Raw genomic sequence first — 12683 nt, 5'->3', positions numbered from 1 at the left:
GCGATCATTGCTGGGCTTGCGGCGCCAGCTTGACCTGGACTTCGTAGCGCTTGCGCAGTTCGGCGATGAAAGCGGCGAAATCGCGCTCGGCCAATACTTGCCCGTACTGCTCGGCCACGGCCTTGACCCGCTCGTCACCGTCGGTGATCTGCGGACGTTCGACCGCCTCGATGCGATAGATCACGTAGTCGCCATTAGGCTGTGCCAGGCCGACATGGGCCGGCAGTTTGGCCGTCGGCGCAGAGAATACCGCCTGCATCGCTTGACCGGGCAGGCCAGGCGCAGCCCGCTGCAGCTTTCGCACGGCACCGAAACTACCCTCGACCGGTTCGCCCTTGTCGAGCGCGGCCAGCATCGCACCACCCCGCTCCTGGGCACGCTTTGCGCCTGCCTCGCGGCGCAGTTCAGCCGCGACCTGGTCGCGCACCTCATTCAGCGGCGGCTGTACCGCGGCTTCGAAAGCCTTCACCCGCGCAGCGACCAGGGTATTCTGGGCCACTTCGGTCGCCTCGGTATTGCGGGCATTCACCACCGCATCATCGGCGAACAAGGCATCGAGCAGGCGCTCGTTGCCATAGCCTCCCACGTTGCCGCCATTGCGCGAAATCCAGTCGGTGCTGCGGATCTCGAGCTTCAGCGCCTCGGCGACCGGAGCCAGGCTGTCCGGCTGCTCGTAAACCATGTTGGCGAACTGCTCGGCCTGCTCGGCAAACAGCTTGCTCGCGGCCTGGCTGCGCAGTTCGGCTTCGATTTCGCCACGAACCTCGTCGAACGGCCGCGTGGACGCCGGCTTGACGGCAGTGACCTGAATGACATGGACGCCGAAGTCGCTGCGCACCGGCTCGCCGATCTCGTCCTTCTGCTGCGAGAACGCAGCGTCCTCGAACGCCCCGACCATCACGCCACGGCCGAAGAACCCCAGATCGCCGCCGCGCGCGGCAGAGCCGCTGTCCTTCGATTTTTCCTTCGCCAGTTCCGCGAAAGCCGAGGGATTCCTGCGCAACTGCTCGACAATCGCCCGCGCTTCGTTCATCACCCGCTCGACTTCCGCAGCATCGGCATCGGCCGCAAGCTCGAGCAGGATGTGACGTGCCTGGCGCTCCTCGGCCGCACCGAAGCGCTCGGGGTTGCCATCGTAGAAAGCCCTGACCTCATCGGCGCTGATACTGACCTGCTTCTCCGCAGCCTCGCGATCGAACACCACGTACTCCGCCTGCAGGCGCGCCGGACGCTGGAATCGTGCAGCATTGGCCTCATACCAGGCGCCGATCTCGGCATCGCTGACCTGGAGGTCGGCAGCCAGGCTGGCGCCCGACAGCTGCAATTCGCTGACGGTGCGCTCCTCGAGCTGGGCTGCGAGGAAGCGGCGGGCCGACGACAGCGGCGCGAAGCCGGCATCGCCGACGGCCATCGAAACATGCTGGATGCGGACATCCTGCGCAAGGCCGGCTTCGAACATCGCCGGGCTCATGCCCTGGGCGCGCAGCAGCGTTTCGTAGCGCTCGAGCGAAAAACGGCCGTTCTCCTGGAAGGAAGGCACGGCGGCGATGGTCTCCTGCAGTTCCTGCGCGGTGACGCTGAAGCGATTGTCCGACGCATACAGAGCCAGCACGCGACGATTGATGAGGTTGTCCAGCACCGAGCGGCGCAGCGCTTCCGATTCGAGCAGAGCGCGATCGACTTCGCCGCCGGCGGTTGCACGGAGGCGATCCTGCTGCTCGCGCAACGCCTGCTCGAATTCGAGCGAGCCGATCGGCCTGCCGGCCACGACCGCGACCTCGTTTCCGCCCGGCGCATCGCTGAAATAGGCATCCATGCCGAAGAATGCGAACGGCACGACAAGGATGGCCAGAATGATTTGCGCAATGCGCTTGTTGTTGCGTACAGCCTCGAACATCTCGATTTCCGTGGAAAGCCAGGGGATTTGAAGAAACAGGAAGCCGGCAGTTTATCGCATCCCGGGAAAAATCGGCCTTCCGAACGGCACAAGCGTGTCGCACTACTCGAAATGAATGGCCGGCAGCCACTAAACTGGCGGCATGCAAACGCGCACGCATTTCCGCCGTCCGGGCCTGCTGGCCATGATCGCCCTCGGTTACGCCGTGACAGGCTGGCTTTCCCTCAAGCTTGCTGTTCCGCCCGATATCGCATCACCGGCGTTTCCGCCCGCAGGCATCGCCCTGTCCGCCCTGATAATCTATGGTTTCGGCGTCTGGCCTGCCGTCTTCGCCGGCGCCTTCGCGGTCGAGCTGATGGCCGAGCAGATGCTGCTCAACGGTGGCGCGGACATCTCCCCGGTCATGCAATGCATGCTGGCGGCAGCCGTGACGCTGCAGGCTGTCGCAGGCGCGTGGCTGGCACAGAAGACGATCGGTTTCCCCAACCGCCTCGATTCTCCCCGCCCGATCGTGCGCTTCATCGTCGTCGTCGCCCCGCTCACGGCCGTGCTGGCGCCGACGCTCGCCATACCCATGCTCCAGGCCAGTGGACAGCTGGCCGTGCCGGACTGGTTCTTCAGCTGGTGGAGCTGGTGGCTCGGCGACACCATCGGCATCATCGTCGCCGCGCCGCTGATGTTCGCCTTCTTCGGCCGGCCGGCGAGCGACTGGCGCGGCCGCCGGGTCGGTGTGGCCGTCCCGTTCATCGTCGCCCTCGTCATCCTCGGCCTCGCATTCCGCTACGTCACGGCCTGGGAGAGCATGCGCCTGGAGGCCCAGTTCGAACGCGACACCACGCATATCGCCAGCCAGATCAGCAAGCGGCTCGACGCCCAGCTCGACATGCTCCTCGCCCTCAAGGGGCTGGTGAGTGCGCAAGAAACGCTGAGCCGCGAGACTTTCCGCGATTTCGTCTCGCCCTGGTTGACGCGCTATCCGGGCACACACAACTTCACCTGGAACCCCATGGTCCGGGACGCAGAGCGGGCCTCGTTCGAACGTGCCGCCAGCAGCCCCGGGCAGCCCGCCTTCCACATTCTCGACCGCGATGCCGGCGGCAATACCTTCGCGTCCCCTCGGTCGGATGAATATTTTCCGATCATCTACGTGGAGCCGTTCGCACAAAACCTGAGCACGCTCGGCATCAATGCCTTGTCGCTGCCGCCGACCGCCCGGGCGGTCCACGAAGCGCGCCAGACCGGCCAGCCGGTCGTGAGCGGGGCCTTCAGCCTGATGCGGGAAAGCGAACATCAGAACGGCGTCGTGATCTATCTCGCCAGCGAGCAGGCAAAGTACGCCCCCGCCGCTCATGCAGGCAGCCCGGCGGGCATGATCTCCGCAGCGTTCCGCATGGACGACGCCCTGGCCAGCGTGCGCAGCAGCGCCGGCGCGATCGGCATCGAGCTGTGCATGCTGGATAACGGCACAGGCGGCCCGCCCGTCAGGCTCAGCGGACCACCGGCCTGCGACACCGGCGAGTGGATCGCAGGGCATCTGACGCGGACGATCGAGCTGCCCTTCGCCAGCCGGCCATGGGAGCTGCGCCTGCGTATCGACGACGCCTATCTGGAAGCCCAGCGCAGCTGGGTTGCATGGGGCACGGTGGCCATCGGACTCTTCTGTGTCGGCCTGCTCGGCATCTTCCTGCTGCTCACCACCGGCAACACGCGACGGATCGCCTCGCTGGTCGAGAGCCGTACCCGCGAACTCGAAGCCACCACGGCCTCCCTCTACGACAAGCAGACCGCGCTTGCCGAAGCCATGCGCATCGCTCGCATGGGCAGTTGGGAAACCCTCAGCAGCCGCGACGGATTGCGCTGCTCGCACGAACTCCACTCCTTGCTCGGCTGCAACCCGAACACGCTGCATTCGCTGGACGACATCCTGGCCGCACTCCATCCCGACGACCGCCCCCTGCTCGAAACCCGTTTCGAGCAGTTCTTGAAGACAGCCGGAGAAACGACCCTGGAATGCCGGACGGGCACGGTGCCACCTGCGATCCTGCAGTTCCGCATCGAAAGCGAATGGCGCGGGGGCATGCTGGCCCGCCTGCGCGGCACCGTCCAGGACGTGACCGCCGCACGCGAAGCCGACGCCCATATCCATTTCCTCGCCCACTACGACCCGCTGACCGGCCTGCCCAACCGCAGCGCCTGGGCCACACATGCACGGGACGCCCTGGCCTCGGCCGAGCGCCACGGGGACCGCATGGCGGTGCTGTTCCTCGATCTCGACAACTTCAAGACCATCAATGACTCGCTCGGCCACACCATCGGCGACAGCCTTCTCGCCACGCTGGCCGGCAGGCTGAACAGCTGCATGCGTGGCGAAGACCGGCTCGCCCGCCTGGGCGGCGACGAGTTCGTTGCGCTGCTGCCCAGGCTGAATCATGCCGAGGACGCCGCAGCCGTCGCACGCAAGATTCTCGATGTGCTGGGCGAGGCCATCGTCATCAATGAATACGAGCTGCGGCCGTCGATGAGCATCGGCATCGCCATCTATCCCGAGGACGGCAGCAGCATCGACGTGCTGCTGAAGCATGCGGACACCGCGATGTACGGCGCCAAGGCCGCCGGCCGCAACAATTACCAGTTCTTCGTGCCGGAGATGAACCGGCAGGCCATCGAACGCCTGAAGCTGGAAAACGCCTTGCGCCGAGCGATCGGGAAAGGGGAACTGGCGCTGCACTACCAGCCCCAGATCGACACCGCCAGCGGACATGTCGTCGGCTGCGAGGCGCTGCTGCGCTGGCGGCACCCGGAGCGCGGCATGGTGCCTCCCGCGGTTTTCATTCCGGTTGCCGAAGACTCCGGCATGATCGTACCGATCGGCGAATGGGTGCTGCGTGAAGCCTGCCGGCAGCAGGCTGAATGGAGCCAGCAAGGCCTCGGCGCACTGACGGTCGCCATCAACATCTCCGCGCTGCAGTTCCAGCGCAGCAACTTCGTCGCCACCGTCGAGGCGATTCTCGCCGAAACCGGCGCAAATCCGCTCGCGATTGAACTCGAGATCACCGAGAGCGCGCTGATGGATCCAGGCTCTGCCCTCTCTGAACGTCTCGAGCAGTTGGTCGACCTCGGGTTGACGCTCGCGCTCGACGACTTCGGCACCGGCTATTCCTGCCTCGCCTACCTCAAGCGCCTGCCGCTGAAGCAGCTGAAGATCGACCGCTCCTTCATTGCCGATCTGCCGGGCGACCCCGAAGACGCTGCAGTCGCGACGGCAGCGCTGTCACTTGCCCGCGCACTCGGCATGGACGTCGTCGCCGAGGGGGTGGAAACCGCCGAGCAGCGCGCCTTCCTCACCGAGCGGGAATGCACGCGAATGCAGGGCTACCTGTTCTCCCGGCCGCTGGATGCCGCCGCCTTCACGGAATGGGTCCGGATCATGGCCCACGCCTGAACGCCCCCATGGGCGTCAGGCATGGGTACCGGGCCAGGATCAGGATTTCTCGAACAGCAGCTTGCCGTCCCGCGCATCGACCTTTACGCGATCCTTGGCGGCGAAGCGTCCTTCGAGAATCGCCTTCGCCAGCGGGTTCTCGATGCGCTCCTGGATCGCCCGCTTAAGCGGCCGCGCGCCGAACACCGGGTCGAAGCCTGCCTCGGCCAGTTCGGCCAGCGCTGCATCCGTGACCTCCAGTTCCATGTCCAGCCGCGCCAGGCGCCGCTGCAGGTACTGCAGCTGGATTTTCGCGATGCCGGCGATGTGCTTCTCGTCCAGGGCGTGGAACACCACGACTTCGTCGATCCGGTTGATGAACTCGGGGCGGAAGTAGGTCTTGACCTCGGCCATCACCGCGAGCTTGATCACGCCGTAGTCGTCGCCGGCCATGGCCTGGATCATCTGGCTGCCGAGGTTGGAGGTCATCACGATCACGGTGTTCTTGAAGTCCACCGTGCGGCCCTGGCCGTCGGTCATGCGGCCGTCGTCGAGCACCTGCAGCAGCACGTTGAACACGTCCGGATGGGCCTTCTCGACCTCGTCGAACAGGATCACGCTGTAGGGCTTGCGCCGCACCTGCTCGGTCAGGTAGCCGCCTTCCTCGTAGCCGACGTAGCCCGGCGGCGCGCCGATCAGGCGGGCCACCGAGTGCTTCTCCATGAACTCGCTCATGTCGATGCGGATCAGGTGCTCTTCCGAATCGAACAGGAAGCTCGCCAGCGTCTTGCACAGCTCGGTCTTGCCGACGCCGGTGGGGCCGAGGAACAGGAAGGAGCCATAAGGACGGTTCTCGTCCGCCAGGCCCGCACGCGAGCGGCGGATGGCGTCCGCCACCAGGCGCACGGCCTCGTCCTGGCCGACCACGCGCTCGTGCAGCTTGTCCTCCATGTGCAGCAGCTTCTCGCGCTCGCCCTGCATCATCTTGCTGACCGGAATGCCGGTGGCGCGCGACACCACCTCGGCGATTTCCTCGGTGCCGACCTGGGTGCGCAGCAGCTTGTTCGGCGTGCCGCCGTCGCCAGCCTGCTCCGCCATCTTCAACTGCGCTTCGAGCTGGGGCAGCTTGCCGTACTGCAGCTCCGCGACCTTGTCGAGCTGGCCCTTGCGCTGGAATTCCGCCATCTGCGCGCGCAGCGTATCGATCTCTTCCTTGATGTGGGCCGAACCGGCGACCTTAGCCTTCTCCGCCTTCCAGATTTCCTCGAGGTCGTTGTACTCGCGCTGCAGCTTCTCGAGCTCTTCCTCGATCAGTTGCAGGCGCTTCTGCGAAGCTTCGTCCTTTTCCTTCTTCACCGCTTCGCGCTCGATCTTGAGCTGGATCATGCGGCGGTCGAGCTTATCCATGACCTCGGGCTTGGAGTCGATCTCCATCTTGATCCGCGCCGCGGCCTCGTCGATCAGGTCGATCGCCTTGTCCGGCAGGAAGCGGTCGGTGATGTAGCGATGGCTCAGCTCGGCCGCGGCGACGATCGCCGGGTCGGTGATGTCGACGCCGTGGTGGATCTCGTACTTCTCCTGCAGGCCGCGCAGGATCGCGATGGTGGCTTCCACCGTCGGCTCCTCGACCAGCACCTTCTGGAAGCGGCGTTCGAGCGCGGCGTCCTTCTCGATGTACTTGCGGTATTCGTCCAGCGTGGTGGCGCCGATGCAGTGCAATTCGCCGCGCGCCAGCGCCGGCTTCAGCATGTTGCCGGCGTCCATCGCGCCTTCGGCCTTGCCGGCACCGACCATGGTGTGGATCTCGTCGATGAACAGGATGATCTGCCCTTCTTCCTGGGCGATCTCCTTCAGCACCGCCTTCAGGCGTTCCTCGAACTCGCCGCGGTACTTGGCGCCGGCCAGCAGCGCCGCCATGTCGAGCGACAGCACGCGCTTGCCTTTCAGCGTCTCGGGCACTTCGTCATTGACGATGCGCTGCGCCAGGCCTTCGACGATCGCGGTCTTGCCGACGCCGGGCTCGCCGATCAGCACCGGGTTGTTCTTGGTGCGGCGCTGCAGGATCTGGATGGCGCGGCGGATCTCGTCGTCGCGGCCGATCACCGGGTCGAGCTTGCCGCTGCGGGCGCGCTCGGTGAGATCCAGGCAGTACTTATTCAGCGACTCGCGCTGGCCTTCGGCATCCTGGCTGCCGACGCTGGCACCGCCGCGCACCGCCTCGATCGCCGCTTCCAGCGCCTTGCGCGACAGGCCGTGCTCCTTCAGCAGGCGGCCGGCTTCGCCTTTGTCGTCAGCGAGCGCGAGCAGGAACATCTCGCTGGCGATGAACTGGTCGCCGCGCTTCTGCGCCTCGCGGTCGGTGACGTTGAGCAGGTTGTTGAGGTCGCGGCCGATGCTGACTTCGCCGCCGTGTCCCTCTACTTTGGCCAGGCGGCCGATGGCCTTGCCGAGCGCGGTCTTCAGCGGCGGAACATTGACGCCGGCGCGCTGCAGCAGCGACACGCTGCCGCCGTCGTCCTGTTCGAGCAGCGCCTGCAGCACGTGCAGCGGCTCGATGAATTGCTGGTCGTTGCCGACGGCGATACTCTGCGCATCGGCGAGGGCTTGCTGGAATTTGGTCGTGAGCTTGTCGAAGCGCATGGAAGCCATCCTCGGGATTCGTTGAACTGAACCCTATGTGGGGCGCATCGTCCGCGCTTCAAGCCCTCAGCCCGTTCTGTGGGTATCCGACGGCAGTTGCGGATAGCGCACATAATCGACCAGCTCCTGTATTTCGTCGGGAGGCGGCCTGGTCAGCAGGCTGACGACGACGATCGTCAGGAAGCCGAGCGGCACGCCGAACACGCCGGCCGAAATCGAACTGATGCCGAACCAGGCGTTGTCCATCGAGCCGCCGAAGAAACCGTGCGTGCGCACCATGTAGAACACCGTGACCGTCAGCCCGACCAGCATGCCGGCGACCGCGCCGGGGCGGTTGGCCCGTTTCCAGAAGATGCCCAGCACCAGCGCCGGGAACAGTGCCGAGGCGCCGATCGAGAACGCCAGCCCGACCGTGAACAGGATGTTGTCGGGCCGCAGCGAGGCCACCCAGGCCGCCACCACGGCGACCACCAGCAACTGCGACTTGGAGATCACCAGCCGCCGGTGGGCCGAGGCCGTCGGCCGCAGCACCTTGTAGTAGAGGTCGTGCGAAAAGGCGTTGGATATGGTCAGCAGCAGCCCGTCGGCGGTGGACAGCGCCGCCGCCAGGCCGCCCGCCGCCACCAGGCCGGATACGACGTAGGGCAAGCCGGCGATCTCGGGCGTGGCGAGCACGATGACGTCGGTGTTCAGGCTCAGCTCGGCAAGCTGCAGGATGCCGTCGCCGTTCAGGTCCTCGATCTTCACCAGGCCGACCTTGCCCCACGACATCACCCAGTCGGGCAGGATGTCGAGGCTGGAGCCGACGAGATTGTGATAGACCTCCCACTTGGCGAACACCGCGTAGGCCGGCGCAGTGACGTAGAGCAGGAAGATGAAGAACATCGACCACAGTACCGACTTGCGCGCATCGGCCACCCCCGGCGTGGTGTAGTAGCGCATCAGGATGTGCGGCAGCCCCGCCGTGCCGAGCATCAGCACGAACATCAATGCCAGGAAGTTGTTGCGCGCAATGCGGGACTCCTCAGGTGTCTCGCCCGGGTGCGCTTCGGCATGCCGCGGCGGTGGCCTGGCCCGCTCGAGCGCTTCGGCACGCGCCTTCTCCCACACCAGTTTCGCTTCACCGGGCGTGTGCGGCAAATCGCGCAACGCACGTTCGGCCAGCGCGATCTCGCGCGCTGACGCATCGCTCAGGCGCAACGCATTGAGCCGCTCGATCATCGTCCGGCGCTCGAGCTCGAGCGACTCAGGCAGCCTCTCGATCCGGTCGGCATAGTTTTCGGCACGCAGGCGGTACAGCGCGCGCACCTCGATTTCGTCGGGAGCATCGAACAGGATCTGCTCACGCTCGCTGATCTGCTGCAATACCGCACCGTAGAACTGCCTGCGGTATCGGCACGTCGGTGAGCTTGTACGACAGGATCACCACCGGTACCAGGTAGGCGATGACCAGGATCACGTACTGCGCGACCTGGGTCCAGGTCACCGCCCGCATGCCGCCCAGGAAGGAGCACAGCAGGATGCCGGCAAGGCCGATGAACAGGCCGATCTCGAACTCGATGCTGACAAAGCGGCTGGTCACCAGCCCCACGCCGTAGATTTGTGCCACCAGGTACACGAAGCTGGCCAGCACGGTGGCGATCAGCCCGACCACGCGCGCAAGATTGCCCTGGTAACGCTCACCGAGAAAATCCGGGATGGTGTACTGGCCGAACTTGCGCAGATAGGGCGCGATCAGCAGCGCCACCAGCACGAAACCGCCGGTCCAGCCGGCGACGAAGGCCAACCCCTCGAAACCCGAGAAATACAGCGTTCCGGCCAGACCGATGAAGGATGCCGCGCTCATCCAGTCGGCCGCGGTGGCCATGCCGTTGAACAATGCGGGCACGCGCCGGCCGGCGACGTAGTACTCCGACACGTTCGAGGTCCGGCTCATGACGCCGATGCCGGCGTAGATGGCGATGGTGACGAACAGGAAGCTGTGCCCGATCACTCCTTGCGGCAGGCCCAGCTGCTCGCCGATGGCGAGCCCGACGACGAACAGCAGGAAGGTGCCTGTGTACCAGGCGTAGTAGCGCTTGAGCCGGCTCGTGAACGCCGACTGGGCGCTCACGATTCATTTCGCCCGAGGGCGCCGGCCGGGGTGTGATGCATCAATACTTGATCCGTGCGTAATAGGTCTGCTCTGCGGCCTCGCGCGCCTGACGCAAGGTCCGGATGCCCTTGTCCGCCAGCAGCGGAACGAGCTTCAGGAACACCTCGGCGGTGACGATGGCATCGCCGAGCGCGGTATGCCGGCCGACGATGGTCAGGCCGAGCCGTTCGGCGATCGCCTCCAGGCGGTGCGACTCCTGGTTCGGATGCACCACGGCCGACAGCAGCAGCGTATCGAGGACCGGCTGATCGAAGCGCAAGCCGGTCGCCGCCTCCTTGAGCTGCAGGAAGCGCATGTCGAAGGCGGCGTTGTGGGCGATCAGCACGGTATCGGCAGCGAAGGCATGGAAGGCGGGCAGCACCGTGTCGATCGCGGGCTGGCCTATCAGCATCTCCTCGGTGATGCCGTGGATCTCAGCCGACTCCGGCGCCAAGGGCCGGCGCGGATCGATCAGTTGCTCGAAGGATTCGTTGCGCAGCAGCTTGCCGTTGAGGATGCGGGTGGCGCCGATCTGGATGATCTCGTCGCCCTGCGAGGGATTGAGCCCGGTGGTTTCGGTGTCGAACACCGTAAACACGAGTTCGGTCAGCGGGCGGTCCTCGATCCCGTGCGATTTCTCGGACCAGGCGAAGAGATCGAAATCGTAGTACTCCGGCCGGCTCTCGCCGCGCAGGAACAACTCGGCCTCGGCCTGCTCCTGCGGCACCGCGGCCGGCAGCAGGACGCGGAAGAAAGCACGGTGGCGCACCTTCTCGCGCTCCAGCCACATCTCGCCGTCGTGGCGATCGATGACGTCGCGCACCGTCAGCGGGCTGCTCTCGTCCTCGATCCGCATCGGCTCGAGTTCCCAGTTCATCACCGTCTCGGTGCTCATCGCCTGGCCGGACCAGATCAGGTCGAGGTGCACCAGGCGTCCGGCCCCGGTAAGGCGGAAGCGCACTTCGCGGACCTCGAACTCGTCGGACAGCCGGCTCGCCAGATAGGTCAGCGCCTGGATCAGCGAAAAGCTATCGACCTTCACCCACAGGCTTTCGTCGATCTCCTCCAGCTTGGTCCGCAGTTCGATGCGCTGCTCGATACGGCGCTGCACCGCCGCCACCAGGTCGGCGCCGAGCATTTCCTCCAGCGGCCAGCGCGCCTTCAGCGAATCGGCGAAGGCTTCGGCCGTCTCGTTGAGGCGCTTGCTCATGCCCTGCACCTCATCGCGGATCACGTTGCGGAAACGGTCGCGCATTTCGTCGGGCAGATCGCCGTACTCGAGCATTTCCGCCGCCGCCCTCACGTTGGCCAGCGCCGCACGATTGCCTTCGGTCAGGTTGTGCAGCATCTGGTCGCGGCGCGACTCGGTCTCGAAGTTGCGGGTGATGTTGTCGAGCATCAGGATGAAACCGGTCTGCGTGCGCTCGGTCTCCTCCGCTGCTCCGCCATCCCCCTGCGGCTTCGCCACCGCCAGCACCGGCGCCATCTGCACGCGAAGCAGCTGGCCCGCGCGCGTGGTGGTGACGAAGTTGGCCTGCGGCTGAGCTGCACCGCGCCTGAGGCGCTGCTGGATGGTTTCGAGCGCATGGGCGATCAGGTTGCGTTCGAACACGGCGTAGATCGAGCGCCCAAGGCCGATCAGTTCACCGCCGCCGGCCACGCCCGGCGCATCGGACAAGGCGCGGAACTGCATGCGGGCGCGGTTGTTGTAGAGCAGGATGCGGCCATCCAGGTTACAGACCACGACGCTCTGGGTGAGCTCGGACATCAGCGCGGCGAGGCGGTTCTTTTCCTGCTCGACCGAATCCTTGGCACGCGCGATCTGCGCCTCCACGTCGGAGAAGATCTCGTCACGCTGGGTCGCGAGTTCATTCGCCGCACTCGCCAGCATCTGCACTTCCGGCGGCCCTTCGGGCTGGACACGGAAACCGCGATTGGCACCGAGCATCAGGCGCAGATTCTCCGCCATCCGCAGCAGGCCCTGCACGTACTGGCGAAACAGGATGCGCAGCACGCCGACGCCCGCGGCAAAGCCGACGATGGTCAGCATCGTGCCGACGCCCAAGTGGGGCAGCAGCACTTCGGTCAATTGCTGCCGGCCTTCGTCATGCGTCTCCAGCCAGACGATCAACGCGGTCAGGATGAAGGGACCGGTCATCAGCAGACCGAGAACGACGATCGCCAGGGCAAAGCGCGTGCGAGCCGACATGGTTCAGGCCCCCAGCAGGCTGCGTACTTTCTCCACCAGTTCCTTGGTCGAGAACGGCTTGGTCATGTAGGCATCGGCCCCCAGCGCCAGCCCTTTTGCCACCTCGGTATCCCGTCCCTTGGCGGTCAGCATCAGGATGCGGACCGCCGCCATGGCCGGATCGGCCTTGATCTCCTGGCAAACCTCGAAACCGGTCTTCTTGGGCATCATCACGTCCAGCAGGACGAGATCCGGCTGCTCGCTGCGGATGCGCCGCGCCGCTTCCTCGCCATCGTTCGCCACCAGCACCTCGAATCCCTCGCGCTTCATGAGGAACTCCAGGGATATGACGATGTTCTGCTCGTCGTCTGCGATCAGGATCTTTTTGGCCATGTTTTCTCCT

5 protein-coding genes and 1 pseudogene are annotated in these 12683 nt (G+C 65.6%); 1 reads left to right on the top strand and 5 read right to left on the bottom strand.

From position 1 onward, the window contains the following. Positions 1-4: 4 nt before the first annotated feature. Positions 5-1897: a SurA N-terminal domain-containing protein gene (locus tag QM748_RS04485; protein WP_415245850.1), complete on the bottom strand. Its 1893-nt coding sequence runs from the start codon at positions 1895-1897 to the stop codon at positions 5-7. 142 nt (positions 1898-2039) lie between these two features. On the opposite strand from QM748_RS04485, the gene QM748_RS04480 reads away from it, so the two are divergent. After that, on the top strand, positions 2040-5339 hold the full coding sequence (locus QM748_RS04480; RefSeq protein WP_415245849.1) for an EAL domain-containing protein: 3300 nt from the start codon (positions 2040-2042) through the stop codon (positions 5337-5339). Between the two features lie 39 nt (positions 5340-5378). Here QM748_RS04480 and clpB read toward each other — a convergent pair whose 3' ends face one another. The 4 genes and pseudogenes from clpB to QM748_RS04460 all read right to left on the bottom strand — a co-directional run bounded on the left by clpB (position 5379) and on the right by QM748_RS04460 (position 12673). Further along, positions 5379-7958, bottom strand: a complete 2580-nt coding sequence (gene clpB, locus QM748_RS04475) for an ATP-dependent chaperone ClpB (protein ID WP_415245848.1) — start codon at positions 7956-7958, stop codon at positions 5379-5381. Positions 7959-8024: 66 nt separating this feature from the next. Continuing rightward, a pseudogene (locus QM748_RS04470) lies at positions 8025-10071 on the bottom strand (VC_2705 family sodium/solute symporter). A 40-nt stretch (positions 10072-10111) separates the two neighbouring features. Further along, positions 10112-12301, bottom strand: coding sequence for an exonuclease domain-containing protein (locus QM748_RS04465; protein WP_415245847.1), 2190 nt, complete (start codon positions 12299-12301; stop codon positions 10112-10114). A 3-nt stretch (positions 12302-12304) separates the two neighbouring features. Continuing rightward, positions 12305-12673 carry a response regulator transcription factor gene (locus QM748_RS04460; RefSeq protein WP_415245846.1) on the bottom strand — a complete coding sequence of 123 codons (369 nt, stop codon included), beginning with the start codon at positions 12671-12673 and terminating at the stop codon, positions 12305-12307. Between the last annotated feature and the right edge of the window lie 10 nt (positions 12674-12683).

The organism is Thauera sp., assembly GCF_047601425.1.
In the GTDB taxonomy this organism is placed as follows: Bacteria; Pseudomonadota; Gammaproteobacteria; order Burkholderiales; family Rhodocyclaceae; genus Thauera.
Note: the sequence above shows the minus strand (reverse complement) of the source record. Positions and strands in the feature narration are given on the sequence as shown.

Excerpts from the sequence above, each read along its gene's own strand:
- QM748_RS04485 (WP_415245850.1), bottom strand. The coding sequence starts at position 1,897 with ATGTTCGAGGCTGTACGCAACAACAAGCGCATTGCGCAAATCATTCTG.
- QM748_RS04480 (WP_415245849.1), top strand. The coding sequence starts at position 2,040 with ATGCAAACGCGCACGCATTTCCGCCGTCCGGGCCTGCTGGCCATGATC.
- clpB (WP_415245848.1), bottom strand. The coding sequence starts at position 7,958 with ATGCGCTTCGACAAGCTCACGACCAAATTCCAGCAAGCCCTCGCCGAT.
- QM748_RS04465 (WP_415245847.1), bottom strand. The coding sequence starts at position 12,301 with ATGTCGGCTCGCACGCGCTTTGCCCTGGCGATCGTCGTTCTCGGTCTG.
- QM748_RS04460 (WP_415245846.1), bottom strand. The coding sequence starts at position 12,673 with ATGGCCAAAAAGATCCTGATCGCAGACGACGAGCAGAACATCGTCATA.